General features: G+C 39.4%; 27 protein-coding genes and 1 pseudogene. 9 read left to right on the top strand and 19 right to left on the bottom strand.

Annotated features, from left to right (window positions below; all coding sequences use genetic code 11):
* Positions 1-274: 274 nt before the first annotated feature.
* From GLW08_RS18120 to GLW08_RS18140, 5 genes are all read right to left on the bottom strand, one after another.
* Complete coding sequence (locus GLW08_RS18120) at positions 275-829, bottom strand: beta-class carbonic anhydrase (protein ID WP_160850050.1); 555 nt, start codon at positions 827-829, stop codon at positions 275-277.
* Between the two features lie 585 nt (positions 830-1414).
* Positions 1415-2407, bottom strand: a complete 993-nt coding sequence (locus GLW08_RS18125) for an NAD-dependent epimerase/dehydratase family protein (RefSeq protein WP_160850051.1) — start codon at positions 2405-2407, stop codon at positions 1415-1417.
* Between the two features lie 318 nt (positions 2408-2725).
* Positions 2726-3010, bottom strand: coding sequence for a YkvA family protein (locus GLW08_RS18130; protein WP_160850052.1), 285 nt, complete (start codon positions 3008-3010; stop codon positions 2726-2728).
* A gap of 115 nt (positions 3011-3125) precedes the next feature.
* A complete protein-coding gene (locus GLW08_RS18135) occupies positions 3126-3323 on the bottom strand; it encodes a hypothetical protein (protein ID WP_160850053.1) in 198 nt (65 codons plus the stop codon).
* Positions 3324-3403: 80 nt separating this feature from the next.
* Entirely contained in the window at positions 3404-3847 is a 444-nt protein-coding gene (locus GLW08_RS18140; RefSeq protein ID WP_160850054.1) for a GNAT family N-acetyltransferase, read from the bottom strand.
* A gap of 182 nt (positions 3848-4029) precedes the next feature.
* On the opposite strand from GLW08_RS18140, the gene GLW08_RS18145 reads away from it, so the two are divergent.
* Both GLW08_RS18145 and GLW08_RS18150 read left to right on the top strand, forming a co-directional pair.
* Positions 4030-4629, top strand: a complete 600-nt coding sequence (locus GLW08_RS18145; protein WP_160850055.1) for a biotin transporter BioY — start codon at positions 4030-4032, stop codon at positions 4627-4629.
* 20 nt (positions 4630-4649) lie between these two features.
* A pseudogene (locus tag GLW08_RS18150) lies at positions 4650-4824 on the top strand (biotin synthase BioB); the annotation flags it as partial.
* 105 nt (positions 4825-4929) lie between these two features.
* Here GLW08_RS18150 and GLW08_RS18155 read toward each other — a convergent pair.
* The 5 genes from GLW08_RS18155 to GLW08_RS18175 all read right to left on the bottom strand — a co-directional run bounded on the left by GLW08_RS18155 (position 4930) and on the right by GLW08_RS18175 (position 8699).
* Entirely contained in the window at positions 4930-5943 is a 1014-nt protein-coding gene (locus GLW08_RS18155; RefSeq protein WP_160850056.1) for a cation diffusion facilitator family transporter, read from the bottom strand.
* A 147-nt stretch (positions 5944-6090) separates the two neighbouring features.
* On the bottom strand, positions 6091-6447 hold the full coding sequence (locus GLW08_RS18160) for a DoxX family protein (RefSeq protein ID WP_160850057.1): 357 nt from the start codon (positions 6445-6447) through the stop codon (positions 6091-6093).
* Positions 6448-6540: 93 nt separating this feature from the next.
* On the bottom strand, positions 6541-7143 hold the full coding sequence (locus GLW08_RS18165; RefSeq protein WP_160850058.1) for a hypothetical protein: 603 nt from the start codon (positions 7141-7143) through the stop codon (positions 6541-6543).
* Complete coding sequence (locus GLW08_RS18170) at positions 7133-7714, bottom strand: sigma-70 family RNA polymerase sigma factor (RefSeq protein WP_160850059.1); 582 nt, start codon at positions 7712-7714, stop codon at positions 7133-7135. Before GLW08_RS18170 ends, GLW08_RS18165 begins: the two co-directional genes overlap by 11 nt.
* A 439-nt stretch (positions 7715-8153) precedes the next feature.
* On the bottom strand, positions 8154-8699 hold the full coding sequence (locus GLW08_RS18175) for a TIGR00730 family Rossman fold protein (protein WP_160850060.1): 546 nt from the start codon (positions 8697-8699) through the stop codon (positions 8154-8156).
* A gap of 124 nt (positions 8700-8823) precedes the next feature.
* On the opposite strand from GLW08_RS18175, the gene GLW08_RS18180 reads away from it, so the two are divergent.
* Positions 8824-9474: a uracil-DNA glycosylase gene (locus GLW08_RS18180; protein ID WP_160850061.1), complete on the top strand. Its 651-nt coding sequence runs from the start codon at positions 8824-8826 to the stop codon at positions 9472-9474.
* A gap of 245 nt (positions 9475-9719) precedes the next feature.
* On the opposite strand, the gene GLW08_RS18185 is transcribed toward GLW08_RS18180, so the two are convergent.
* Positions 9720-9875 (bottom strand): DUF1540 domain-containing protein, encoded by a 156-nt coding sequence (locus tag GLW08_RS18185; protein WP_160850062.1) that lies wholly within the window; start codon positions 9873-9875, stop codon positions 9720-9722.
* A 242-nt stretch (positions 9876-10117) separates the two neighbouring features.
* Here GLW08_RS18185 and GLW08_RS18190 point away from each other — a divergent pair, with 242 nt between their 5' ends.
* Both GLW08_RS18190 and GLW08_RS18195 read left to right on the top strand, forming a co-directional pair.
* The gene (locus tag GLW08_RS18190) at positions 10118-10474 is read left to right on the top strand and encodes a hypothetical protein (protein WP_160850063.1); all 357 of its coding nucleotides are present in this window, start codon (positions 10118-10120) and stop codon (positions 10472-10474) included.
* A gap of 230 nt (positions 10475-10704) precedes the next feature.
* Positions 10705-11709, top strand: coding sequence for an LLM class flavin-dependent oxidoreductase (locus GLW08_RS18195; RefSeq protein ID WP_160850064.1), 1005 nt, complete (start codon positions 10705-10707; stop codon positions 11707-11709).
* A gap of 123 nt (positions 11710-11832) precedes the next feature.
* Here the strand turns inward: GLW08_RS18195 and GLW08_RS18200 are convergent, their stop codons facing one another.
* Together GLW08_RS18200 and GLW08_RS18205 are read right to left on the bottom strand one after the other, a co-directional pair.
* Positions 11833-12573, bottom strand: coding sequence for a GNAT family N-acetyltransferase (locus tag GLW08_RS18200; RefSeq protein ID WP_160850065.1), 741 nt, complete (start codon positions 12571-12573; stop codon positions 11833-11835).
* A gap of 359 nt (positions 12574-12932) precedes the next feature.
* Positions 12933-14108, bottom strand: a complete 1176-nt coding sequence (locus GLW08_RS18205; RefSeq protein ID WP_160850066.1) for an MFS transporter — start codon at positions 14106-14108, stop codon at positions 12933-12935.
* Positions 14109-14280: 172 nt separating this feature from the next.
* Between GLW08_RS18205 and GLW08_RS18210 the strand changes: the two genes are divergently transcribed.
* Positions 14281-15039, top strand: a complete 759-nt coding sequence (locus GLW08_RS18210) for a TrmB family transcriptional regulator (protein ID WP_160850067.1) — start codon at positions 14281-14283, stop codon at positions 15037-15039.
* A 181-nt stretch (positions 15040-15220) separates the two neighbouring features.
* Here GLW08_RS18210 and GLW08_RS18215 read toward each other — a convergent pair whose 3' ends face one another.
* From GLW08_RS18215 to GLW08_RS18225, 4 genes are all read right to left on the bottom strand, one after another.
* Positions 15221-16408: an MFS transporter gene (locus tag GLW08_RS18215; protein WP_160850068.1), complete on the bottom strand. Its 1188-nt coding sequence runs from the start codon at positions 16406-16408 to the stop codon at positions 15221-15223.
* Positions 16409-16788: 380 nt separating this feature from the next.
* The gene (locus GLW08_RS22185) at positions 16789-16917 is read right to left on the bottom strand and encodes a hypothetical protein (protein ID WP_272917103.1); all 129 of its coding nucleotides are present in this window, start codon (positions 16915-16917) and stop codon (positions 16789-16791) included.
* A 76-nt stretch (positions 16918-16993) separates the two neighbouring features.
* Entirely contained in the window at positions 16994-17725 is a 732-nt protein-coding gene (locus GLW08_RS18220; RefSeq protein ID WP_160850069.1) for a ZIP family metal transporter, read from the bottom strand.
* Positions 17726-18412: 687 nt separating this feature from the next.
* Positions 18413-19531: an NAD(P)/FAD-dependent oxidoreductase gene (locus GLW08_RS18225; RefSeq protein ID WP_160850070.1), complete on the bottom strand. Its 1119-nt coding sequence runs from the start codon at positions 19529-19531 to the stop codon at positions 18413-18415.
* A gap of 154 nt (positions 19532-19685) precedes the next feature.
* Here GLW08_RS18225 and GLW08_RS18230 point away from each other — a divergent pair, with 154 nt between their 5' ends.
* The 3 genes from GLW08_RS18230 to GLW08_RS18240 all read left to right on the top strand — a co-directional run bounded on the left by GLW08_RS18230 (position 19686) and on the right by GLW08_RS18240 (position 23831).
* Positions 19686-20234 carry a glycerol-3-phosphate responsive antiterminator gene (locus GLW08_RS18230; RefSeq protein ID WP_160850071.1) on the top strand — a complete coding sequence of 183 codons (549 nt, stop codon included), beginning with the start codon at positions 19686-19688 and terminating at the stop codon, positions 20232-20234.
* A gap of 256 nt (positions 20235-20490) precedes the next feature.
* Positions 20491-21990, top strand: coding sequence for a glycerol kinase GlpK (gene glpK, locus GLW08_RS18235; RefSeq protein WP_202406367.1), 1500 nt, complete (start codon positions 20491-20493; stop codon positions 21988-21990).
* 173 nt (positions 21991-22163) lie between these two features.
* The gene (locus GLW08_RS18240) at positions 22164-23831 is read left to right on the top strand and encodes a glycerol-3-phosphate dehydrogenase/oxidase (protein WP_160850073.1); all 1668 of its coding nucleotides are present in this window, start codon (positions 22164-22166) and stop codon (positions 23829-23831) included.
* A 377-nt stretch (positions 23832-24208) separates the two neighbouring features.
* Here the strand turns inward: GLW08_RS18240 and GLW08_RS18245 are convergent, their stop codons facing one another.
* Positions 24209-24946: an IclR family transcriptional regulator gene (locus GLW08_RS18245; protein WP_160850074.1), complete on the bottom strand. Its 738-nt coding sequence runs from the start codon at positions 24944-24946 to the stop codon at positions 24209-24211.
* A 73-nt stretch (positions 24947-25019) separates the two neighbouring features.
* Complete coding sequence (locus GLW08_RS18250; RefSeq protein ID WP_160850075.1) at positions 25020-26489, bottom strand: aldehyde dehydrogenase family protein; 1470 nt, start codon at positions 26487-26489, stop codon at positions 25020-25022.
* Position 26490: the final 1 nt, after the last annotated feature.

Raw genomic sequence — 26490 nt, forward strand, 5'->3', positions numbered from 1 at the left:
AAAGAATATCGATACTGAAAAGGAGATAGATATACATTGGGAAAACACTCCTATCTGTTCATGAATTCATGGAAGAAGTTACCCTGAAGCCGTTCAATTAGCAAAACATCGGGTGTCAGAAGAAAAATTATTAAACCCTCAACAATTTAGCTTGAGATGTGTACCACATGATGGTTAACAATTTACTGCATACACATAAAAGAATGACTTAAACATAAGAAGACAAGTCAATGACTTGTCTTCTATCTCATGATTATTCACGTTTTTCCATTTATTATTGCTTATCGACTACCGTCAGTTCCCCTGTTTCCGGAGAGATTACAAGGCCATGAACCGGCGTATTTTTTGGAAGAAACGGGTGCTTACGTATAAGGTCGACACTATTTTGCACACTTTCCTCTACATCATCAAAACCCTTCAACCACTGTTCCACATCGACACCTGCATACTCCAAAGCTTCAAGGCTTGAACGATCCATCCCACTCTCAAGTGCTTTGTCAATAATTGGTTCTGATTTCAACCCCGTCATTCCACAACCGTAATGCCCAATAACCGCCACTTCATCTGCTTGCAATTCGTAAAGGGCTACAATGATACTTCTCATAATACTACCAAACGGATGAGAAATAATAGCACCTGCATTTTTAATGATTTTGGCGTCGCCATTTCCTAAATTCATGGCACGTGGCAACAATTCCAATAGACGTGTGTCCATACATGTTAGGATGACAATTTTCTTGTCCGGAAACTTAGTCGTTATGTATTTTTCATACTCTTTGTTCTCCACAAACTTCTTGTTGTACTCCAACATTGAATCAATTACAGACATAAAGATGTCCTCCTTTTTTATAAAAAAGTACATGTTTTTTGGTTAAATGTCTAGTACTTCGTTTCACGTAATTTTATTATATCGTATTTAGCAGTTAAAGGCATAATTGCATAATTGGTTTATAAATTAATAGGGAAGTTATTCCATAATTGAGGCATAATCTTAAAGCTTGGATTCGAGACATTGTAGTGACTTCAAACATTGTTGTGGAGGCGACTGCGATTTTGTCGACGTTTAGCGCCATGGCTGGGGTCGGGCTTGCACTCAAATGCGCTGGAAGCTTTTGCGAGCGAGTTTTCGAAATTAGGAGGAAGTTTCTAAATATAGGAGCGACTTTTTAATTTTTGGAGCGACTCTCACCAAATTCAGGGCAACTTTTTCAAAATAGGAGCGACCGCCCATATTTCCTTTCCCGGCTATGTTCCACGGCCACCTTTATTCTATCGAAAGCCACAGAAACATCCCTACTGCCCAAATTATCTTGAATTCAAATCCTCAAGATAATGGAGGAATTACGGAATACGCTGTTAAAAGTTAAAAAAAGAAATCCTAGCAATATGTTAGGATTTCTTTTTCTCTTTTATTCTATTTCCCACATTTTTGACTCAAAGAAGCTTCTTTAGATGGTTCTAGCCCAATACCATCTTTCATATCTGTATTGTCTCTTGATATAAACCATTTTCTTGTGTCTTCAATAGTTTGAGTAATGGAACGGAAAGTAAGACCTTTCTCTCTCGCTTTTTTATTAGAAACGAGGAAAAATCCATGTGGATGTTCATCTGATTTAGGAATCCATAATGGTAGCTCTGTCCATCGTTGTACATTATTTTCTAGTAAGCACTCATCACTAACCCACTTATCTTCTGCCTCTGGGCTTACCTGAATCAGTTTGTTTACAAAGTCCTTCATCGTAACTTCTTCCTCATACCCGACTGCATTAAAGGTACCTGTTTCTCTTTTCTCAGCCATGTCGATAGTCCATTTTGCAAGATCACGGACATCAATCCATTGCACAGGACGATTTTCTTCACCTGGAACTAGTACTTCTCCTCCACGAGCGAAACGCATTACCCAATACGTAAATCGGTCAGTAGGATCATGTGGACCGACAACCAGACCAGGTCGAATGTTCAATGTACGATTCGGCATGATATTCTCTATTGTTTGCTCGCATAAAGCCTTTAATGGTCCATATGTCTCTCCATTTATCTCTTGAACACTCTCATCCTCCAGTTTTCCTACAGGATGCGTTTCATCTACATAGATTTCCTGGAAATGGTCATATGCAGAAACAGATGAAATAAAGATATACTGTTGCACTGTGTCTTTCAAAAGGGACGCTGTTTCAGCGACCACACCCGGCAAATAACCTGATGTATCAATTACTACGTCCCATTCTTTTCCTTTTAAGCTCTCAAGGTTGGAGGAACGATCACCTGTAAGTTTTTCGACATTTGGAAATAACTCTTGATTCGTTTGGCCTCTATTAAATAAAGTGACTTCATGACCTTTTTTCAGAGCTGCTTCTGTAATATGACGTCCCACAAACTGTGTTCCCCCTAAAATAAGTATTTTCATGTCATTTTCCTCCTTTATCCTCACTCATTCTTCATTTATAATCCGTTCAAACATTTCAATTAGGAAGGAAGGCTTCCTTAGCATTCTTTTATGAAATATCACTCTTTCCCCACAATGTCTTTACCCTCGCAAATGTGACTCCACACTCAGAAAGGAATATTATGGTTAAAGAAACAATGATACATGCTCTAATTAGCATAAGAATTAAAAGATACAAGAGTAAGAACTTATGATTACTTTACTACAAAAAAAAGCGTTCCCTTTTACCCCACATATTGGCAAGGACTAAAAGGAAACACCATGATAAAAAATAAAAGGCTATTTATTAACTTGTACATCATATTTATCTCGTAAGGATTGAGGTGCCATCTTCACAATTTGTTGCAAAACAAATGTGAGCACAGTAACGTCATCCAGGAAGCCTATCAATCCAAGAAAGTCAGGAATTAAATCGAATGGAAATAACACATATCCAACGATCAGCAACGCAGAAAAAAATTTCTTATTCCGATCCACCTCATAGGAACGAAAGAATTCCATTAAAAAAGGAATGGATTTTTTAAGATTAAATAAAAACCGTATCCGTCTCCAAAATCTCAGCATAAAGCTTCTCCTTTGATAAGCAGTTTACAGTATCCATTCCCATATCCTAGAGATTTCTAACACATATCAGGTCGAAGAATGAGCCCTGGACATATTATTGTCCAGGACTTTTCACTTAAACTCTAATATGATAGGTGAGGTAATCAATGCTAATAAAACATGAGGTACAATATTTAAGTATATTTCCCCCCATAGATTGCTCATCACCATACATACCATAAGCAATAAACAAGACAATTCCTGTTAAAATGATAAGAGCAAAAATAAGAAAAATTACTTTCCAAAGAACCGTTCCGCTATGTTTGGTTGCCATCCAATCACTCCTTTCATACAGCCCTTAGAGTGCTCGTATTGGCAACACTTTATTCTTGTTGTCGCTTCGGCAGAAGAACATTATGTCTTTACTAGCATATCTAAATGCGGAATCCCATCTTCCATATACACTTCTGTAATTTCTTTAAATCCTAAAGACTGATAAAACTCAAGTAGATAGTGTTGTGCTTGAATCTTAATATATCTCTCGCCCCAAGTCTCTGTTAAAAGAGATAGGGCACGATCTAACATCTCTCTTGCATATCCATTCCCTCTATAATCCTTGTGAACAAAAATCCGTCCTATGGAAGCTTCTTCATATTTAATGCCCCCTTGAAATAGCCGGCAATATGCTACAATCGTCCCTTCATCTTCAAGCCATAAATGATGTGCCTGTTGATCATACCCATCTATCTCCGAATAAGGACAATTTTGCTCGACAACAAAGACCTGTATTCTCTCAGCTAAAATAGTGTATAGTTGCTCTTTTGTTAACTCACTGTATGATTTTAACTTCCACTCCATTAGAGGCATCCTTCCTATTTCCAATTTCTAATCGTAATTTTCCTATTTAGAGTGTAGCAAATTTCCTTTCATTTATCAGCGCAGAGAAGTCAACCTTTATTGTTAACCTTGTTTGTAACATGGTTGACAATATGCTATAAACTGCTCTATGCTAGTATCAAACGAGTTAAGGAGGAAAATATATGAAAAAAGCAAAATGGTCGGCCCTTGATCTAACAATGGGGGGGTTATTTGTTGCCATGATGGCAGTCGGTGCTAATATTACTTCCATAGCCCCTTTTATGGTTATTGGGGGTGTACCGATAACACTTCAAACCTTCTTCGCTATTTTAGCGGGTGTCCTGCTAGGTAGTCGTTTAGGAGCCTTTTCCATGCTTACATATATGTTGCTAGGCCTAGCAGGCGCACCTATTTTCGCCCAATTTAAGGGCGGAGCAGCCACTTTACTAACACCAACATTTGGATTTATCGTTTCCTTTATTCTCATTGCATACATAGCGGGTAAATTAGTTGAGATGAAACGAAGCTTCCCGATGTATATCACGGCTGCCTTAGTAGCTATGGTGATTAATTATGTGTTCGGTACAAATTGGATGTATGCTGCTTATGTTCTTTGGTTTGATGCTCCAGAAGGATTCACCTATCAAATGGCATGGGCTTGGATGTTAGTTCCAATACCAAAAGACATTGTTCTTTCTATAATGGCTGGTGTATTAGGCCAACGCATTGAAATAGGTGTTTTATCTAAAAGTAAATTTCGCAAGCAAAACCAAGCCGCATAATCGAAAGGCAGGATAAACGTGTTACACCTACCTATTGTCTCACAGTATTATGTCTATTCCGGTTTATAAACCCTTCTAAAAAATCCGTATTTCCGGTGAAGAGAAGTTAACTTCCGTAGCTTACAACCTCTTGGATTGTATCTAGCAAATTCAATGTTTGTTAGGGACTACTTAACCACTGCAGGTGAACGAAAGCTCAGGTCGCTCGTTTAGCGACGTATAGATTGCGGCCTCCACGTAGTTGGATATTACGTCGAAAAGAGCTGCTCAGCACGATTCACTGAACAGCTCTCCTTCGGCTTATTGATCATCTGAATCTGGTGGAGACCAAGAAGCATGTCTTTCTCCTTCTTTAGGGTCCCAATCTTCTTCGTTATCCGTTTCAATAATCCCTAACGTCACATCCGATATATCTTTTTTTTGCAATAATTGATTCCAAACTTTAAATTTAATATCATCTGCTTCCTCTAGCGAAAGATCCTCTTCCAGTTCTAGTAATCCTTCCACATGATATGTTCTTCCTTCTTTCACAATTCTCATACGTTTAATATCGACTACTTTGGGATGTTCTAGAATCTGTTTAGCTACATCTCTCTCTACATCAACAGGTGCAGCTACACCAATTAAACCAATCATATTCTCATAACCAATACGAAAAGCAATAATTAGCATTAAAACTCCAATTAATAACGTCACAACTCCGTCTAAGATTGCAAAATTCGTGAATGTCACGATTACTATACCAATTATGGCAAGTAACGCTCCCGTAACAGCTACTACATCTTCAAAAAATACAAGTCTTGTTGGAGGAGAAGCTTCCGAAAGGTGTTTGATGGAATTAGGAATAAAACTTAGCCCAGAAACCTCTACATGAGCTTCTGCGTTAATCTCTTTCATCACTTTAATAAGAATGGCCCCATCTATAATAACGTTGAAAAGAAGAATGCCTATATTAAGCCAGAACGCTCCAGACTCTTTCGGATGTTGAATGAGGTGCCATCCCTCTTTAATGGACTCATAACCTAATACCGTTACGATGATAACAGCCACCATAACGAAAATATTAATCACTCGACCAAATCCAGTCGGAAAACGCTTCGTCGGTTTTTTTTCCGCTAATACACTACCAAAAAATACAAAACCTTGATTCACCGAATCTGCCAGCGAATGAAATGTTGTAGCAAGCATTGCCCCACTGCCACTAAAATAGGCGCCGAATGCCTTTGCTATTGTAATCACAAGGTTTCCTAGAGCCGCAGTAGCAGAAGATGTATTTCCCTTTTTAATGAGTTCCTTCCACGATTGTGATTCCATGTTCTCCCTCCTTGCCAAACCACTTATACCCTTAGTATTGCTAAAACAGGGTTTTTAATGAGTCCCGACAGGAGATTTATTTGTGAAATCAATTTAGATATTATAATGGGTATTCCCTAAACGGTAAGGAATACCCATCTTCCGTCATTATTCATTTTTTGAGACAGCTATTACCCACCAAATAAGAAGCGGCTGAAAAGCTAACCGAACCCATAAGAAGATAGGATTAATGGAGGATGGAATTCCTTCTATCGCAGAATAGATATTAGCAGGAAAAACTGCTACTAAAAAAATTGCTGTCCACTTCCCTGACACTTTTCTTGTGGTAGGTAAAAGTAAGCCAACTGCAAGAATAATTTCTATTACACCTGTAATGTACACAATTTCGGCTTTAAATGGTAAGCTATTTGGGATAATCGTTGTGAAATTGTCAACAAAGATAAAATGAAAAATCCCAGCAAGAAAGAAAAAGAAAACAAATAAGAAAAGGCCTAGCTTTTTCAATTGGCGTCATCCTTTTTTACGTATGATTCTATGCCCATTAATGATACAAGTAATTAAAGCCAAACCAAAGCAAAATGCAAAAGGGTGACGTCTTTACGGTGCTGAGTTATTGATGTATTGAATTAATTCATCAGGTTTCGTTGTCTCATAAACAAGTTCTTCTGTATTAAAAACTAACGCTACAGGGAACTGTTCCAATTGAAAGGCTTCCCAGTATTCTCTCGTTACTACGTAGTCCACTCGATCCACTTTTTGTTTTTGTTCGAGAAGAAATATGTCGTTTTTTACAACATCCCACTTTTGAGCAGCTTCTGTGTTCTTTTTCCCATCATGCACAATTATAATATTATAAGCTCCTTCTTTATCGGCAAGCGATCGTTCTGTAAGTTGCTCATTAAGTTCTTCTACGCTAGCTTGTGTTCCCTCTTCTATATTAGGGTTATTTGCTTCATTGAGCCAGAATCCGTTACGAGAGAGGCCAAAGTACACAATAAAGATACACAAGACACCTACACCAACTATGCTAACAGCACCTTGGATAAAGGAGCGGGGGTTCCATGGGAAGAAAGGGGTTTTCCGCTTTTCGGCTTCGTTCAACACTTTTTGTTTAAGTTCTTGTTTGTCAGCTCGGACATTTTTTAGCGTCGTATTTGTCATTGATTTTCGCAAGTACTTCAGTCGATCATCAATCTTCATCCAACCCCTCCTTTTCATACATCTCCTTCAGTAAGGACCTTCCTCTGTTCAATCTCGTCTTAATGGTGTTCTCATTCATTTTCAAGATTTCACTCATTTCTTTTACTTTCATTTCTTCAAAATAATGCATGAAGATAACCTCTTTAAACTTTGTCGGCAATGCCATCACTTTGTCGGCAAGCTTCTGATCTTCTATTTTTGAGAGGATTTCTTGTTCTGGATGTTCCTTTGAGGAACCATAATAATCTTCTGTTTTTTCTTCTTTTGATAAGAATCGTTTTATAGTCTTTTTTCTTAATTGATCTTTACATTTATTAACGGTCACTCTATATATCCACGTTTTAATGGATGAATCATTTCGAAATAATTCGATTTTGCGATAGCAGGTCATAAATACGTCCTGCATAATTTCTTCAGCTAACTGAACATCTTTTACATATGTGTAGGCAAGCCAGAGAACAGACTGACTATATTCATTTATGAGTTGTTCTAAAAATAGTTCTCGCCGAGTCTCGTTTTTGCATATCTCTTTTAATTCGGAATCCGTTAACTCTATTGTCATGACAGCCATCTTGACCTCCTTTTGCACCCCTTTAGACGCAAAAACGACGTGGATGGTTTCAAGTCAAAGAAGTTTTTAACAAGAAAAGGGGGGTTGTATATAACAGGCATACATGGAAAGTATTCCCTTATTCTCATGATAAAAAAAGGAAGTTCGAGTAAGTTCGCTACATCCTGTAGAAAACTCGAACGCCCCTATATGATGTAGGAGCGCAGGAAAGCGTGATTTCCTGCGCCCATCTTTTCTCTGCAATTACGCAACCGAAACATCCCTCTCACCAAAGTTATCTCGAATTCAAGTCTTCAAGATAATGCCTTATAAAGAAAGAAGGTCCTTGCCTCCATTCACATAAAAACACACACATAAATACAAGCGACTCTCAGGTTATTGCAACAGCAATTTTATGATCTCGCTTGTTATTTAGTGTGTGAATTCTTTTCCGCAAAAATCAAATATTCATTCTCTTAAATGTCTCAAGAAGTGCCGAGGCATCTTCTTCCATGATAACCATGTCACGGTTGTTTTGGGTTAGAAATTGTTCTTGTACCATATGATCAAACAGGGAAACCAATGGAGTATAATATCCATTAATATTTAATAAACCAAACGGCTTTTCATGGATGCCTATTTGAGCCCACGTGTACACTTCGAAAAACTCTTCCATTGTTCCTGCTCCCCCCGGCATCGTAATAAATGCATCAGAGAGCTCTGCCATTTTAGCTTTTCGCTCATGCATGGTTTCTACTACGTGAAGGTCTGTGAGTTTTTCATGAGCAACTTCTTTCTCAACAAGTTTCTTAGGAATAACACCAATTGCCTCTCCTCCATTTTCCAGCACTGTATTCGCCAATATACCCATCAGTCCTACGCTTGATCCACCATATACCAATGAGATATCTTTTTCCGCTAACAGCTTCCCCAACTGAATTGCACCTTTTTTATATTCATCAGAACCACCTAAACTTGAACCACAAAACACAGCGATTTTCTTCATGTGAACACCTCTTTCATGATTCGATTCAAATTACTAAAAGTATAGTTTATTTTTGGCATCTAGAAAAGTGGGTAAATGTTAAGAATAGTGATATTCACCTTACTTAACACTTGGAGGTCTATCTATGTTTCCAAAAGAATTAGTAGAGCTAGCCCAAAAACGAATAGCACCATATCAAACAGAAGGCTTCGTTACTGGAAAGGGACCTATGAACCCTAAAATCATGTTTATAGGAGAGGCTCCGGGAAGAAATGAAATTGAAAAAGGAGAACCCTTTATAGGAAGAGCAGGTGACCAATTAAATGCATTTATGGAGCAAATTGGGTTAACAAGAGATGATGTTTATATTACCAGCGTCGTTCGTAGTCGTCCCTATAAAGTGGTTGAAAAAACAGACAAAGATGGGAACCTAATTATAAAAACACCTAACCGTGCACCTACTAAAAAAGAAATGGTGGCTCATGCTCCCTTATTGGACTATCAAATCCAACATATGAACCCTTCTATTATCGTGACGCTCGGAGGGATTGCTTTGAAACGTTTACTGGGGAATGAATACAAAATAACAGAAACACATGGACAATTGCTTGAAAAGCCAATTTACCAATTAAGGAACTTTAATGATCATCACTATTCTCCTAGCAAACATTCACACCTTATTTTCCCTACCTTTCACCCAGCCTCTGTTTTTTATCGACAAGTTTTGAAAGAGACAATATATGAAGATTTTCATCGACTTGGTGAGGTATTGGATAAAATAAAATTTACAAATTAGTTATCTTTTATAAGTATATGAAAAAACAATTACGTATATTTTTCAACTTTAGAAATTACAACTTCTCGCCTATTACCGTGTACATTGTTATCTAAATTCATTTCACTTCTTTTATATAGCCTGGAAATAACGCATATACTGCGCCTTTTACATCGTCGGTTGGTTGATACATTCTAGTTGTTGCAAGTCGGATCTAGGGCCTTTCTTGCCACATCAGAAAGGGCAGTGATCACTGCCCTTTCCATTTAAACTTGTGGCTCAAATGTCTTACAATCTGTTTCTTCACTTTGTGAGGCTTGATTTCCTTCGTGGCTCACTACAAAGATTCTGTCAGCATTACAGTTGTTACCTTCTCCCCAGTGCTTACAGTTTCTTACTTCACATAGTACATCTTTAGCCATTGAATTCCACCTCCTCTTTTATTAGCATTCTCCATGTCACAGAAGTTGATTCAGCATAGCATCTTAGAAATCCCTTTAGAAAACGTCTTATTTATGGATGAAATGCCTTCCCATTCAGACAAAAAAATATCCATTTTATCGAAATGACTGATAGGAAAAATATTCTACTAACGTAACAATCAAATCTAGTTTAAGATTATCCTTATAAAGGGAAATAAAAGATGTTGAGGAGGAGAAGAAATATGAAACTAGCCATAAGAGCCATTACATATGCAGGTATACTCTTCGGTGGACTCCTAGCAGTATTATTGTATGTCGGTTCGCTTAAGCAAAAACAGCGAGCAGTAGAGCGTTTATCTACCATGACAAAGCCTCTTCCAGATCAAATGAATGAGCAGCCCCCAGCTGTACAACCTGAATCAGAGAGTCCATTGCCAATAGAGGTTCCGTCTATTCCCATTAAAGGGAACCGAAATTCTAGGGGTGATCGTATTTATCATGTGCCTGGAGGACAATTTTACGAAAGGGTTACTGCCGTAGAAACCTTTGAGACAGAAGAAGAAGCACAACAAAAAGGATATCGAAGATCAAAACGGTAAATGCTAAACACGGTATCTATCCCACTACACACTTTCACTTATAAAACAAATCGAATGCAAAATCCTAGCATCGCGTTGCTAGGATTTTCACTTTTTATAAGAGTGTATATATCACCTAACCATATATCATCAAAGCATTACATACGTATTGCAATAAGCTGATGTGTTAGGATGACGATATCTGAGAAAGAACATACAGTATAGATCACATTGAGAGGTGAATCATCACCATGAAATTAAGTGTCCTTGATCAATCTCCTATATCCAAGGGGGGAACTTCAGAAGAGACCCTACAGCATACAATAGAACTAGCTCAACTCACAGAACAACTTGGTTTTACAAGATACTGGGTAGCAGAGCACCATAATACGAATGGGCTAGCTAGCTCTTCACCTGAAATCTTGATGACAAAACTCGCCTCTAGCACTTCGACTATTCGGATTGGGTCTGGCGGTGTATTGCTGCCACAGTATAGCCCATTAAAAGTCGCGGAAAATGCAAAGATGTTAGAGGCATTATTCCCTGGGCGCATCGATTTAGGATTAGGTCGATCACCAGGTGGATCGCAACAAACCCGATTAGCATTAACAGATGGAATGAAAAAGACCCTTAGTGCCTTTTCCCGACAAGTAAAAGATATACATGGCTACTTATTCGATTCGTTATCAGATGACCACCCTTATAAGGGAGTAATCGCTACCCCTACCACCCAAACAAATCCAGAGACTTGGGTGCTTGGAATAACAGCACAAGGGGCTAAGCATGCCGCAATAAATGGAACCGGTTTTACCTTTGGTCATTTTATTAACCCAGATGAAAGTATAGAAGCGATTCAGACGTATTTGAATGAATTCCAACCTTCTAAAGCTCATGCAGAACCAAAAATAAATGCATGTGTATTCGTAGTGTGTGCAGAAACGGAAGAAAAGGCTGAAGAGCTAGCTCTCAGCCAAGATATGTGGCTTTTACACGTTGGGAAAGGTATGGAAACAAGAGTCCCATCAGTAGAAGAAGTGAAACAACATACTTTCACTGCACAGGAGTTAGAAAAGGTGAAGAGCAATCGAAGACGAACCATCATTGGAACTCCAAAGCAAGTTCGCGAGGAACTAGAAGCACTAATTGAGGCGTATCAAACAGATGAGTTTCTTATCATTACGAACATTTATGATTTTGAAGCCAAGAAAAAATCCTACCAATTACTTGCAGAGGAAGTATTTGACAAATTGCAATGATTCACGTGAAACATTTGACGATTTTTGGCATAACAACGGGATTTTTGACGGTTTTTGACATCTTAATTAACCTAAAAAGAAGGCTTATCGTTTGATGATAAGCCTTCTTCCATACAATATTTACTACTCTACAACTTTATGATGTACCCACACATTCGGTTCGATGTAATGAGCAGTACCATGCTCAATTTTTACATTTAACGGAACTAACCCGCCTGGTATGATATTTGCCCCGAGAAGCAAGTGATCTTCTCCAGTCCAATTTTCCCACTCTGCTATCGTCCCTTCAATATACATGGATCTCCTGGCAATACTAACAACCTCTCCTCCAACCCTTTGATGGACACGTAACCACCGGTCATACATGAAGCCATCTTCATTCATCCAGGTTATATACTCATCAATAGATGTCTTTGGATACTCACTTTTTCCAGTAGGGCGTACAGGCGCAACCACATCACGAAAGCCCTGCTCCAAAGCCAACTTTTTCATACGTTGAATCACTTGTTGACTTAACCCTCTCCCTTGAGCTTTAGGATGAATCACAACTGCTAATGCGGATAACGTATTATGATTAATCCCTTCATCAAATTGCTGAAAGCTGCGGAGAATAGAATCATCCCAGCCTGCAGGAAGACCTTCTACACTGCCATCCCAAAAAATAGGTATAGCATTTCCCATTGCAATCACCTGGTCATCCTCCAAAAGCAGAATCTGATAGGAAGCATACTCTCTCATAATTCTCCCCCAATGATCGTTACCGATTTTATCCTGCCTCATAAAAGCTGGCCATCCCACTTCATGAAGTTTCTCGATTTCCTTTTGAGCTAATGGACGTTCCTTCAATGTAGTTGTGGTTAACATGAGCATCCCCTCTCTTGGGCAATAGGAACACAGAACAAATGGATTATTATGGTTACTATTAGTTCAACACATAATTGAATGAATGCGCAAGTACCATCTTTCCCCAATTCCTTCTCGAACTTTTAAATCTTAATAAATACCTTAGAATGTTTCGCGTCCTATTTTCATCCTCTAAAAAAAGATATAAAAATACCACAGCACTTATGACTGTGGTATAAGATCATTCACTATTCTACATAAAAAGCTCGGTGGATCTCCCGACAAACTTAGCAGATTTGTGACGTGATGAACTGGCTACAGAGAAGATTTTTCAGAACCCGAGTAGGAGCGCTGGAGCCGAACATCAAATTACTAAAATTTTATACTTCATTCCCTCTTGAAAAAGCAAATGCTTTCGACACTTGGCCTTTCATCGATAAGGCAGCGGCTCCAAGAGATAAAATGATAAACAGTCCTCCGATTGTAGCGTTGTATTGCACAGAAGCCTGTTGAATGACAAGGCCACCAATGGAAGAACCTAGGGCAATACCTAAGTGTAGAGCAGAATTATTTAATCCTTGCTGAATATCAGATGTTTCTGGAGCTGTTTCAATTAAATAACTTTGCATAGCTGGTGTAATTGCCCAGCTAAGCATTCCCCAAATCATCATCACGACTAAAAATAACGGAAGAGCGAACGTCGTGTATGGAATAAGGAAAATGGATACGGCAAATGCAACTATGATTGCTAGAATAGACGGTTTGGTTCCAAAACGATCGGCTAATGAACCACCTACTCCGCCTCCCGTAATCGCGGCAAACCCAAACAGCAAGTACGCAATACTTACCCAAGTACCACCTAGACCAAGCATCTCTTTTAGGAAAGGAGTCAGATATGCATATAACGTAAGATGCCCTGTTAGGAAAAGAAACGATGCTGTTTGAGCCAATAGTATTTTACTATCCTTCAGTGTTTCTAATTGTTTGCGAATAGGTATAGCTGGTTTTGGTGCAATTCGATCCATGAAAAAGAATACCCCAAGCATCGATACAACCGTTAACACTGTAATCAAAATAAATGGTGCACGCCAACCGAAGACATTCCCAAGCATAAGTCCTATAGGTACCCCAAGTACAAGTGATCCACTAACACCCATAAACACAATTCCAATGGCACGGCCACGATATTTTTCTTCTACTATATTCGAAGCAAGCGTTACACATAATAATACGAGTAATGACCCGCTTGCAGCAGAGACAATTCTCGATACCATAAGTACACTATACGTTGGACTAAAAACGGCTAAAAGATTACCAACAAAAAAGACCACTAACGATACTAACGTTAACCTCTTTCGCTCCATTTTAGCTGTTGCAACTAGAAGCACAGGTGCTGAAAGAGCAAATACCAATGAGAATATCGTAATCAATAAACCAGCCCTTCCAAGACTCACGCCTAAATCATTAGCCACTAAATCCAATATTCCACCTATGATTAATTCGACCATCCCTACAATAAACGAAACGATCGTTAATAAATACACGCGTTTATCCATTATCTTTACGCCCCTTTTAAGTTACTACTATAATAGTAACTTTATCACCATCTGCAAAAAAGGGCAATACGTTCTTTTAACCTTCTGTTATCTCAACTGAGTGCAACGCGAACTGTGGCATATGATATGATAGAGACAATAATCTCGTATGAAACAAAGGGAGTATGGAACAATGTTGCAACAATTTGGATTCACACAATATGAAAGTCAAGTGTACCAAGCACTCATCACTGTCGACGAACCACTCGATGCATCAGCTATTGTTAAACGCTCTGGTGTGCCACGAGCCAAGGTATATGAAGTACTTCATCGTATGACAGAAAAAGGAATGATACTGGAGTCAACCGTTGAAAAGAAGCGAATGTACACCGCCCTTCCAGTAGAATCAACCATTGAGAAATTAAAAGCTGACTTTGAAGATAATGTGGAGCAATTAAGAAATGCTCAAATTAAAGAAACACCTGTAGATGATCGAGTGTGGACGTTAAAAAATAATCAATCGATTCAATCCTTGCTCAAAGAACTGCTTCATCAAGCAGAAAAATCGATTATTATTTCAGGATGGGCAGATGACCTTGAAGCATACCTTCCTATTCTAGAAACAAAATCACAAGAAGGACTGTCCGTGAACATCCATTCCATTGGGTCACTTGAGACAACGGTCCCTTCGGTTTCTACCTTGATTCCCGATACCCATCATGAAACATTAGAGCGTAGTCGTATTTTAATTATTGATGAAAAAGAGATGCTTTTTGCCGGTATTGAAGAAACACAATGGCAAGCAATACGTAGTCAATCACGACCACTTGTCAAATTCTTCACAGAGTTTTTCTACCATGATGTAGCCTTAACAGAAATCACGCAAAAGTATAAGCATCAAATCATGAAAGACCAAGATGTACGCGATGTTTTATTGAAATTGAGATACTAAGAACAAAAGCTCATGTTACCTTATCGTACGGAGGCGAGGGAAGCATACTAGTCACTGGGCGCTGGAGCTGGACGTGGGCACATCATTTCATCTAAGTTATCCACAACCTCAACCCGTTTATAATTTCCTAAAGGAGAACAAAAGCATGTGAGCCTCTTAGAGGACTCACATGCTTTTTCAATTACATTTGATATTTTCTTTTGTTCTGGACGCCTCCAACTATATAGATAAAAAACAACATACACACTAAACTTAAAAAGCCTAATTTAAAGCCAATCGTATCAATCATATACCCAAATAGTGGGAACAGGATCATGATAAAGAAGCTCTCCACAACACTAATCATCGAGAAAAACGTTGAGCGAACATGGCTTTCTAGTTTGTTTTGAATAAAGTTTGAAAATATCGGCTCATATAAGGTTACAAACTGTGACATGACGAGGAACGACAATACAATCGCCCAATTTGGAGACCATATATACAGTAAGAAAAATCCTAAATAGAGCGCATAACCATAATAGGTAATCGTAAAGAACTTCCATCGTGCTTCTAATCGATAGGCTACTTTCGCCATTACTACCCCTAACAAACCTTCTGCTGTAAAAATGACTCCGATTGTTGTTGCAGAATATCCGATGCGAGTAAAGTATTCTTGTCCATAAAACGTCAAGATGACAATGGAAGTGACGACCATAACAAAAAACGCAATCGGTATATGAATGGTTGGATTATTCCTCCATATAGTTGCTCCTTCTTTCAATTGATCTTGCCATTGCTTCATCCAATTCACCTGTTTCTCCTTTTTCTCACGCTCTGGCTCGTGTAAAAAGAAGATTGGAACTAGAGCAATGACGTGAACGACTACTATGGCACCATAAACAAGCTCCCAACTCATCTCTGCCATCCAACCGCCCGCTAGTTTAGCAACGCTCAAAGAGAGAAGAGCTAAAGCTGTCATATTACCAAACACACGCGTATATTGATGTTCCTGACCTTGTTCCTTAAGCGTATCATAAGCAAGCGCCTCTTCAGCACCTGATTGGAAAGTCATACAAAGTCCTAATGTCATGAGTGCTACTCCAAACAAAGAAAAAGAGTCGCTAATCAGCATTAATCCTCCGTACCCAATACTTAACACATTCCCTATCAACAAGCTTACTTTACGACCATATAAATCAGCTATCATACCAGTAGGTATTTCAAATAGAACGACCGCTACATGCATCAGTGCTTCTACAATGCCTATTTGAGTCATGCTTAATCCTGAATCACTCAAATAAATCACCCATAATGCCCGGTCAAAAAACAATTGTGCAAAAAAGATATATAAATAGATAAACCGAATATTCGTCTTCATGTTCCGTTTCATGTTTGGTTCCTCCTGAGAACCTCTATATCGAAAGGCACAAGCGCTCGTTTAGCGACGTACAAACTACTGCCCCACAGGACGTAGGTCAGTTCGATGATGCTGCGTGAAGTAGCGGTTTTCATCAAACTTCCATTACTTCGGAACCACCATCACCCAAGAACCTTCCCTGAGTCCTTGACTTATCGTAAAAAGGGACAGGAAGTTTGCTGGGCGCTGTAGCTAGACATCTAAAAGCGAGATCTAATCCACCTTTTTTCATATAAACAAAAAACGCCACAGGTAAATACTCACCCGTGGCGTTACGCAAATCTACTTAAAAAGGAACCAGACTGGCCTTTAAGTTCATGTACACCGATTGTATAGAGGTAAGAAATTTTACGTTAGAAGTTTTTTGGAGTTTTGCTAATATTGGACACACTTGTCCCATCTGATAACAAAGTTCCAAAAATGGACGCCATGAACACGATAAACTGTTTCACTTCGTCCACAACTTCTTCCAACGTAAACATTTCTACTCCCTCCTTTTTCTTCATATTACTTATCATCATAATAAAATTCATACTATAACACAACAAGTTTCTTCCATTATCTCAACACACTGGTTAGCACAATCATCACAATAAAGCCAATCATAAACGACAAAGTAGAAGCACGTTCATTACCGTCCCCGTGACTTTCAGGTATTAACTCCTTATAGACGATAAACAGCATGGCTCCGGCTGAAAAAGCTAATCCATAAGGTACCACCCCTCCAAAACTCCCTCCAAAATACACGCCCGCTAAGCTAGCAATAAACTCAATCAACCCCGTTAAAGAAGCGTACAGGAGGGTCTTCCATCTCCTCACTTGCTGCAACATTAAAAAAAGAGCTACTAGAAACCCTTCAGGAACGTTTTGCAGCCCTATGGCGAACGACACGATTGGGCCTAAATCTTTGTATTCACTCGCATAACTCATCCCAACGGAAAGCCCTTCTGGAATGTTATGTAGGGACATTGCAACTAAAAATAATAGAATACTTGCTGAACCAACTTGGTGAGTCGTGTTGTCTAAATCATGGTGAGGTACGACAATCTCAAGAAGTAATAAGACTAGCGTTCCTATCAGTATTCCAATAACAAGTACATATAAGTTTGATAACTTTAAGGCTGAGGGGATCAATCCGTACGTAGAAGCTGCAACCATGATCCCTGCAGTAAAAGCTAACAAGCTGTCCTTTCCTTTATGGGATAGATTACGTATCATTAGAACGGGAAGTGCTCCCAGAGTTGTACAAGAGGAGGTAATTAAGATCCCCCACACATGAACGGATTCCATACTTGTCCTCCCTACTCATTACTTCTATAAGCATATGAGGACAAGATTTAAGACATACCACTCTTTCTTATACTTCCGTCATGCGCTTGGTACTTTTATTCCCGGTGTAATATGTTCAGGGTTTCCTTCGTTATCCTTAGGGTACTCCTTATCTACTCGGAGGTTATGTTAAGGTATCTAAATAGGATGGGAATGTTTGTACTTAACTATCGGAACCGAATAACAAAATATGTAGTTTTCAACACCTTCTCCCTATCCTTTGATATGTTTGGGAATCAAAATTATATATTAGAAGAGGGGGACATGATTATTTGTGTGGTATTGGCCTTCTTTTTAGGTACTGGGTGTTGGATGTACATTATTATTAGGTGCTATATTAGGAGTATTGTTGGCTATCTTCCATCAGTTAACTAATATTTATAAATGCCTTAAAAGCGAAAAAGAGAAAGATAAACAACCTTCTAATAAATCTAATATACCTATACGTTATTGAGTTAAAGAAGCATTTAGCTGAATAAGAGGATAATAAACTCTTACGTTAAAAAAACGCTCAGAATTCTGAGCGTTTTTGCTAACTATTTATACTTAACATTTGCTTTCGGAAGACATGCTACATATAGTATTATTTCTATGTTATTTGCATTTTATCTTCCGAAACTAACCAGCACCTATAAAGGTACGGTTTCTTTATTCTTCCATAGCTCCTGCTACATCATATTGAGCAAGATCAAGTTCTGTTTCATATCCTAAAGCTAATCTGGCTAATTCTGCTCCTACATAGGGGCCACTTGTTAGTCCAGATGAGCCAAGACCGTTTGCTACATAGATGCCTTCAAAGCCTGGAAGTGCACCAAATACAGGTAAGAAACCTGGTGTGAAGGGACGAAACCCTACTTTTGTTTCCACCATTGTTGAGTCTCCTAGTCCTGGCGCAATGGCTAACACCTTACTTAAGATGTCATGAATGCCGCCAGCTGTGACGCGGCGATCCAACCCAACGTCATCTTCATGGGTTGCTCCGATGACAATTTTGCCTCCACCGAAAGTTAGCAAGTATTTGTTCGTTGGAGGCATCACGACCGGCCAATCTCCTGTTTCTGTATTTGGTATTTCCAGATGAACAATCTGGGCTTTTTGTGAGGAGACATTAAACGTTACACCTAATGGCTTTATAAGTTCCTTCGCCCAAGCTCCAGCTGTTACCATCACCTGATCTGCAAAATGAGTTTCTCCATTCATCTCAATTCCCGTTACTTTCTGACCTTCATGTAAAAGGGAAGCATCCCCATGCATCACGCTAGCTCCATTTTTTTTCGCTGCTTGGATGAGTGCCTTGCGTAACTTTCCCCCATTCACACGAGCCGCTCCACTTACATGAACAGAGCCATATTCTTCTGATAATGGAGGGAAGAGGGCTTGTGTTTCGGATGGCGACAATCGAGTGATTTCACCTATTTCAGGTGCATGTTCCCGACGCTTCCTGGCACGTTCAACCATTTGATCTAGTTTCTTCTCCTCAGTATGCAAGCTAATCGCACCAACTCGGCTATAGCCGGTGTCATGCTCCCCATCCTCTTCTAATGCTTTCATTAATTCTGGATAATACTTGGCACCACCCTTCACAAGCTGATACCATGCTTTATTACGACGCTGGGATAGCCAAGGGCAGACGATTCCAGCTGCAGCATCAGTTGCTTGTCCTGGATCATGGCGATCAACTAAGGTAACCTCAGCACCAGCTTTAGCAAGATGATAAGCTGTTGAAGCTCCTAATATGCCGGCTCCTACTACGATATATGACTGCATGTACAACACCTTTTCCCGTTTAGTTTGCTGATAGCTATTGTACAAGAGATTCACCATCAACTCAATTACGTACGCGTCGTGTCCAACAATAGTTTATGTTACAATAATGTCGATTATCAGACAGTTGACCTATTTTTCGGAGAGGACGAACGACATGAACATACAAAATGGAATTCTTCCTGCAACCAAAAGCATGAAGGATTTTGAGAGATTGTTAGAATCGAATTCAGAATACATTATTCTACTAGAAGTTCGCGTGTCTCAAGTAAAGAGCTTAGTTCAATATGCTAAAAAATATAACAAAAAAGTATTTCTTCATGCGGATTTAATCCAAGGGTTGAAAACAGACGATTTTGCGATTGAATTTCTGTGTAATGAAGTGAAACCGTATGGAATCATCTCAACACGGGCAAATGTCATAAATCGCGCCAAAAAACATAAAATCATCGCCATCCAGCGACTGTTTTTATTGGATTCACATGCGTTAGAACAAAACATGAAAATCATCCAAAAAACCCAGCCGGATTACATAGAAATCCTACCAGGTTTAATTCCTAAACTTATTAAGGAAATTCACAACGAGGTTAATATCCCTGTCATCGCAGGAGGACTTATAAGAAGTCAGGAAGACGTAACCAATGCCCTTGAAGGTGGTGCCTTTGCCGTCACAACCTCTCGGACAGAACTTTGGAATTTTTCCTAGATTCATAGCTCATATATTGACAGCGCTTCCAGTATTGAGTTACAGTTTTATCAAAGTTAACAACTGTGCGGAGAATTGGAGAGCCACACGTTTCATTTGTACTTCACCCTAATAGAAGGACAAATGGTTACGTGTGGCTTCTGTTTTATCCCACAAGGATAAAGGGAAATGATGGAACACCATTTCCACTACGTAACGTTCCATTTCATGCACACTTAGGATTTCTCAAAGGTACGACGAAACATTGATAAAGGAGATGAACAACTTGGAAACATATATTCTATCGATTGATCAAGGAACAACAAGTTCTCGGGCGATCCTTTTCAATCATAACGGTGATGCCATTGAATCTGCGCAAAAGGAATTCCAGCAATTCTTTCCAAAACCTGGATGGGTTGAACATGATGCAAATGAGATTTGGACGTCTGTCTTAGCTTGTATCGCTGACGTGCTTCGTAAAGCTGAAATTGAACCTGAGCAAGTAGCTGGAATCGGAATTACCAATCAAAGGGAAACAACAGTAGTTTGGGATAAAGAGACTGGTCGCCCTATTCATAAAGCCGTCGTATGGCAATCTAGGCAAACGGCAGATATTTGTAATGAACTCCGTAACCAAGGGTTAAACGATACGTTTCGTAACAAAACGGGATTGTTATTAGACCCTTATTTTTCTGGTACTAAAGTAAAGTGGATTCTAGACCATGTAGATGGTGCACGGGAAAAAGCTGAGAATGGACAGCTTATGTTTGGCACCATCGACACATGGCTCATTTATAAGCTATCAGGTGGAAAAACGCATGTTACGGACTACTCAAACGCATCACGTACCCTCTTGTATAACATCTATGATCTAAAATGGGATGAGGAACTTCTCGGTATTCTAGGAGTACCTAAATCTATGCTTCCGGAAGTACGTCCATCCTCAGAAATCTACGCGCATACCGTAGATTATCATTTCTTCGGTAAAGAAGTTCCCATTGCAGGAGTTGCTGGCGACCAGCAATCTGCATTATTTGGGCAAGCTTGCTTTGAAAAAGGCATGGCAAAAAATACGTACGGAACTGGTTGCTTTATGTTAATGAATACAGGAGAAGAAGCTGTGCCGTCTGATCATGGACTCCTCACAACGATTGCCTGGGGGCTGGATGGAACGGTTCAATATGCGTTAGAAGGTAGTATCTTTGTTGCAGGATCTGCCATTCAGTGGCTACGGGACGGATTGCACATGATTGAAGATGCGCCTGATAGCGAACACTTCGCTGATCAAGTCAACTCTACGGAAGGCGTTTATGTAGTACCTGCCTTTGTTGGTCTTGGAACTCCTTATTGGGATAGTGATGTCCGAGGAGCTGTGTTTGGCTTAACGAGAGGAACTACAAAGTCCCACTTTATTCGTGCAACCCTTGAATCGTTAGCCTATCAAACAAGGGATGTTTTAGATGTAATGGTCAGCGATTCTGGGCTAGATGTGAAAGCACTTCGCGTTGATGGAGGGGCTGTCAAAAATAACTTCCTGATGCAATTTCAAAGTGATATCATTAACGTTCCTGTCGATCGCCCAACCGTCAATGAAACGACTGCTTTAGGGGCTGCTTATTTAGCTGGTCTTGCGATTGGTTATTGGGACAATAAGAATAAAATTGAAGAACGATGGAAAAAAGATAAAACCTTCACTCCAAACCTTTCTGATGAAGAGCGTGAAGAACGGTACAATGGATGGAAAAAGGCTGTTAAGGCCGCACAAGCGTTTAAATAAATTTCATTTTGTGTTGGATACCTTCCTCAAATGAGTTACAATGAAAGTAACAAGTTAACACATTCGGTTGGAGAAACGGAGAGACCACATTTCCTTTATGGGCTATGCTATAAAGTGATTTGTGGTCTCTTTTTTTATATCCCAAAACCATACGAAAAAGGAGCAAATAATTCATGGCACACTTTTCTAGCTTAGATAGAGAATCCATTTATGAAGCAATGGGAGAGAACACGTTAGATGTCCTTGTTATTGGAGGCGGAATCACTGGTGCAGGTATTGCACTAGATGCTTCGACAAGAGGATTAACAAATGGGGTTATAGAAATGCAAGACTTTGCTGCTGGTACATCAAGCCGCTCCACAAAGCTAGTTCACGGTGGACTCCGTTACTTAAAGCAATTCGAAGTCGCTATGGTAGCAGAAGTCGGGAAAGAACGAGACATTGTCTATCAAAACGGACCGCATGTGACGACTCCAGAATGGATGTTACTCCCTTTTCATAAAGGAGGAACATTTGGTCCGCTCTCTACGAACCTCGGACTTCGCGTTTATGACTTCTTAGCAGGTGTCAAAAAAGAAGAACGACGTAAAATGCTTTCTGCACAAGAAACGCTAGAACGAGAACCACTTGTAAACGAAAAAGGGCTTCGAGGTGCTGGTTATTACGTTGAATACCGAACAGATGATGCAAGGTTAACCCTAGAAGTGATGAAGAAAGCCGTACAAAAAGGCACCTACGCACTTAACTATACAAAAGTAGTCGATTTTATTTATGAGAAGGAGCGGATCACAGGGGTTATCGTAGAGAATCAAATCAACGGTAGTCAGCATTCCCTATACGCCAAAAAGATCGTTAACGCTGCTGGCCCTTGGGTTGATACATTGCGAGAAAAAGATGGGTCAAAACAAGGAAAAACCTTAAGATTAACAAAAGGGATCCACCTAGTCTTTGATCAACAAACGTTTCCTCTTCAACAAGCCATTTACTTCGATACACCAGATGGACGTATGGTCTTTGCCATCCCAAGAGACGGGAAAACATATGTAGGAACTACGGATACCGTATATGAAGGAGATATTTCACACCCTACTATGACAACGGATGACCGGGATTATATATTACGTGCAATAGAGTATATGTTCCCTTCCCTATCCATTACAGAACATGATGTAGAATCTAGCTGGGCTGGACTTCGCCCTCTAATTTACGAAGAAGGAAAAGATCCATCTGAAATATCAAGAAAAGATGAAATTTTTGAATCGGATTCAGGTCTGCTCTCCATTGCAGGTGGAAAATTAACAGGATACCGAAAAATGGCGGAGAATGTTATAGATCGTGTTGTCTCCTATTTACAGGACGAAAACGGCAAGGCATTTTCAAAATCCCAAACCAAGAACCTTCCGATATCCGGAGGAGAAGTGGGTGGAGCAAAAGGGTACGTACAATTCAAAAAACGAAAAATAGAAGAAGGTATAGCAATGGGCTTAACCGAAAAACAAGCCACGAGCCTTACTCAATTATACGGCGCTAATGTGGGGCACGTTTACGATCTATATCAATCAAAACAGGCCGAAGCGTATCAAGAAGGTTTGGACCCCGTCGTGTTTGCTATGCTTACCTACGCTATCGAACAAGAAAGCACAGTCAAACCTGTCGACTTCTTCATTCGCCGAACCGGGGCTCTATTTTTCGACATCCATTGGGTACATCTGCACAAAGAGTCTGTACTTGTTTATATGGCCAAGAAACTAGGCTGGACCCACCAACAAACAGAAAGCTTTACTCAAGAATTAGAACAGTTGTTGGAGGAAGCAGTGGTGCCTGTTCCAGTGCACTCTTGATAAAAAAGCAAAAGCGTTCTCCCCAACAATGTTTAATCTCTGTCGCTGACTATTCACTCTAGATTTCGAGCTTAGCTCTGGAACAAGAAACCTACAAATTGAAATATGCCAATCCCCCAGCAAATAACTTATTGCTAGGGGATTCGTTTTTTATAGATTTCATTCCTATTCAGAATATTGATAGCTTTGAGCATGAGCTTTTCCGATAGCGGCTTCTTCTCAATGCGTTTTATACCTTGCTGTTCAGCTAATTTGATGCAGAATATTGGAGCTAGCGACAATATCGATACTACGAATCGAGAAAACTGACCAATCAATTCGTTGAATGATTTCCTTAAAGGAGATCATTTTATTGCCTCTTATTATCCTCCAAATAACTACTTTAAGGTTTCAGATACTTGCCTAGTAGCTTCCAATAAATCAGGAACATACTCTTTCATTGTTTCCTTATTCCAACGAAAAGAAGGACCTGAAATAGATAAAGCACCGATAACACGGTCTTTTTGATCAAATACAGGAGCGGATAATGCCGAAACATTAGGACTGATTTCACCATCATTTGTCGCAAAGCCTTCCCTAGCTGTCTGCTCTAATTTTTCTAAAAGAACTGATCGCTCCTCATATGATAATGATTCTATAATCTTATCTTGCATTTCCTTTGGTTGAAAAGCTAATATCGCCCGGCCACTTGCCCCGGCATATAAGGGTAATCTCTTCCCTACACCAACAGAACGACGAATCTCTTCCTGACTTTCGTATTCAATCGTACAAACCCTGTATTGTCCAGTTGGAACATAAAATCCAACCGTTTCTTTTGTTTTATCCCTTAGTTCAGTTAACCATGGATCAATAACTGGTGCTATAGGCATATCTGTCAATAACTTATTTGCATAGTTTAAGAATGCTGAACCTAGCGAATACAGCTTGGATTTAGGGTCTTGAAATATAAGCCCTTCTGACTTTAATGTTTGAAGTAATCGGTGAACTACGGTTTGAGAATAGTCAAGTTGATTACTAATCTCACTTATACTTTGTGGTCCTCTTGATTCTGCTAATACATTTAATACATGAATTGCCCTTAACACTGTAGTTGAATATTCAGTTCGTGTTGTCATATAGTCACCTACTTTTAAGTACTAGATTAATAGTAATCCACGATAGATGGTGTACCTACCGTGGATTACGTTATTATGAAGTTTTAATATACTTTGTTTTCACCTTCGTGAAAAAATCAATTCCTTCTCTTCCAAGTTCTTTGAATGAGCCAGAGCTTGATTGCTTATACCCTCCAAATGGAGCTTGATAGAATGTTCCTGTTGTCGTCATATTTGCTTTTACTAGACCTGCTTCTATCTCATTTAGAGCCCTCACCATAGCATTGGAATCCTTCGTACACACAGATGCAGATAAGCCATAGTCTACATCATTTGCAATCATTATTGCATCATCTAAATCTGTTGCTTTCATTACATTAATTACTGGACCAAAGACTTCTCGCTTAGCAATCGTCATATCTCTTGTAACCTGTGTAATAACAGTTGGCTCTACAAAAAAACCATACTCATGCTCTTCACTATCTAGGGAGGATCCTCCTAAAAGAATGTTTGCCCCTTCATTACGAGCAGTATTTATTAACTCTAATGTAGACATCTTCTCATCTTCGTTTACCTGAGGGCCCATGTCTATATTATCTTCAAGCCCATTTCCTACTCTTAATTTGCTCACTCTATCTGTTAGCTTTTCTACAAATTCATCGTGTACATCAGCTTCGATAATAACTCTTCCAGTAGCAGTACAAGCCTGACCAGCCTGCCCCAAACTACCCTTGATCGCTAAATCAACAGCTTCATCTAAATCAGCATCTTTTAGTATGACTAAAGGATTCTTTCCTCCCATCTCTAGGTGAACACGTTTCATGTGTTTACTAGCAGCTTGATATATTTTATTACCAACATTATTAGACCCTGTAAATGATATTGCTTGAACTGCCGGATGATCAATCATTTGATTAACAAGTCTTCCTGGTCCTATAACCTGATTTATGACACCGGCTGGAAACTCTGCTGCTTCCACCATTTCCATAAATAGCTTACCTAGAAGAGGTGTTTCCGATGATGTTTTTAAGACAACAGTGTTTCCACTGACAACTGCAGGAGCAATCTTCCAGGTAGGAATAGATAATGGGAAGTTCCACGGCGTGACAATCACGGCAACACCTAGAGGTTCTTGTACAGTTTCGATTTTGACATTTGGCATATCCGAAGGAATCGTCTTCCCTGACATCCTTCTCCCTTCACCAGCATAAAAATCAGCTATTCCTGCTGCGTATAAAACTTCTTTTTTTGCTTCCGCGTATGTTTTCCCCATTTCTTTTACAATTGCTTGTGTTAATTCCTCCTGACGATTTCTCATTTGGGTAGCTAATTTTGTTAAATAACTTCCTCGAGCGGGAGACGAAGTGCTCTTCCAACTAGCCAATGCATAATCAGCAGCTTCGATCGCTGCGTCAGCATCTTCTTCTGTTGATTGCCTTACAACAGCTAATACTTCTCTATAATTTGCAGGGTTTAGGTTATTCATAACCTCTTCACTACTTGGCTTGTGCCATTCTCCCCCTATATAATTCTTTAATTCCTTTACACCCTCTGTTACTGTCATC

Origin of the sequence: Pontibacillus yanchengensis, from assembly GCF_009856295.1 — a bacterium.
Lineage (GTDB): Bacteria > Bacillota > Bacilli > Bacillales > BH030062 > Pontibacillus > Pontibacillus yanchengensis_A.

Excerpts from the sequence above, each read along its gene's own strand:
- GLW08_RS18120 (WP_160850050.1), bottom strand. The coding sequence starts at position 829 with ATGTCTGTAATTGATTCAATGTTGGAGTACAACAAGAAGTTTGTGGAG.
- GLW08_RS18125 (WP_160850051.1), bottom strand. The coding sequence starts at position 2,407 with ATGAAAATACTTATTTTAGGGGGAACACAGTTTGTGGGACGTCATATT.
- GLW08_RS18130 (WP_160850052.1), bottom strand. The coding sequence starts at position 3,010 with ATGCTGAGATTTTGGAGACGGATACGGTTTTTATTTAATCTTAAAAAA.
- GLW08_RS18135 (WP_160850053.1), bottom strand. The coding sequence starts at position 3,323 with ATGGCAACCAAACATAGCGGAACGGTTCTTTGGAAAGTAATTTTTCTT.
- GLW08_RS18140 (WP_160850054.1), bottom strand. The coding sequence starts at position 3,847 with ATGGAGTGGAAGTTAAAATCATACAGTGAGTTAACAAAAGAGCAACTA.
- GLW08_RS18145 (WP_160850055.1), top strand. The coding sequence starts at position 4,030 with ATGAAAAAAGCAAAATGGTCGGCCCTTGATCTAACAATGGGGGGGTTA.
- GLW08_RS18155 (WP_160850056.1), bottom strand. The coding sequence starts at position 5,943 with ATGGAATCACAATCGTGGAAGGAACTCATTAAAAAGGGAAATACATCT.
- GLW08_RS18165 (WP_160850058.1), bottom strand. The coding sequence starts at position 7,143 with ATGAAGATTGATGATCGACTGAAGTACTTGCGAAAATCAATGACAAAT.
- GLW08_RS18170 (WP_160850059.1), bottom strand. The coding sequence starts at position 7,714 with ATGGCTGTCATGACAATAGAGTTAACGGATTCCGAATTAAAAGAGATA.
- GLW08_RS18175 (WP_160850060.1), bottom strand. The coding sequence starts at position 8,699 with ATGAAGAAAATCGCTGTGTTTTGTGGTTCAAGTTTAGGTGGTTCTGAT.
- GLW08_RS18180 (WP_160850061.1), top strand. The coding sequence starts at position 8,824 with ATGTTTCCAAAAGAATTAGTAGAGCTAGCCCAAAAACGAATAGCACCA.
- GLW08_RS18185 (WP_160850062.1), bottom strand. The coding sequence starts at position 9,875 with ATGGCTAAAGATGTACTATGTGAAGTAAGAAACTGTAAGCACTGGGGA.
- GLW08_RS18190 (WP_160850063.1), top strand. The coding sequence starts at position 10,118 with ATGAAACTAGCCATAAGAGCCATTACATATGCAGGTATACTCTTCGGT.
- GLW08_RS18195 (WP_160850064.1), top strand. The coding sequence starts at position 10,705 with ATGAAATTAAGTGTCCTTGATCAATCTCCTATATCCAAGGGGGGAACT.
- GLW08_RS18200 (WP_160850065.1), bottom strand. The coding sequence starts at position 12,573 with ATGTTAACCACAACTACATTGAAGGAACGTCCATTAGCTCAAAAGGAA.
- GLW08_RS18205 (WP_160850066.1), bottom strand. The coding sequence starts at position 14,108 with ATGGATAAACGCGTGTATTTATTAACGATCGTTTCGTTTATTGTAGGG.
- GLW08_RS18210 (WP_160850067.1), top strand. The coding sequence starts at position 14,281 with ATGTTGCAACAATTTGGATTCACACAATATGAAAGTCAAGTGTACCAA.
- GLW08_RS18215 (WP_160850068.1), bottom strand. The coding sequence starts at position 16,408 with ATGAAACGGAACATGAAGACGAATATTCGGTTTATCTATTTATATATC.
- GLW08_RS22185 (WP_272917103.1), bottom strand. The coding sequence starts at position 16,917 with ATGTTTACGTTGGAAGAAGTTGTGGACGAAGTGAAACAGTTTATCGTG.
- GLW08_RS18220 (WP_160850069.1), bottom strand. The coding sequence starts at position 17,725 with ATGGAATCCGTTCATGTGTGGGGGATCTTAATTACCTCCTCTTGTACA.
- GLW08_RS18225 (WP_160850070.1), bottom strand. The coding sequence starts at position 19,531 with ATGCAGTCATATATCGTAGTAGGAGCCGGCATATTAGGAGCTTCAACA.
- GLW08_RS18230 (WP_160850071.1), top strand. The coding sequence starts at position 19,686 with ATGAACATACAAAATGGAATTCTTCCTGCAACCAAAAGCATGAAGGAT.
- glpK (WP_202406367.1), top strand. The coding sequence starts at position 20,491 with ATGAACAACTTGGAAACATATATTCTATCGATTGATCAAGGAACAACA.
- GLW08_RS18240 (WP_160850073.1), top strand. The coding sequence starts at position 22,164 with ATGGCACACTTTTCTAGCTTAGATAGAGAATCCATTTATGAAGCAATG.
- GLW08_RS18245 (WP_160850074.1), bottom strand. The coding sequence starts at position 24,946 with ATGACAACACGAACTGAATATTCAACTACAGTGTTAAGGGCAATTCAT.
- GLW08_RS18250 (WP_160850075.1), bottom strand. The coding sequence starts at position 26,489 with ATGACAGTAACAGAGGGTGTAAAGGAATTAAAGAATTATATAGGGGGA.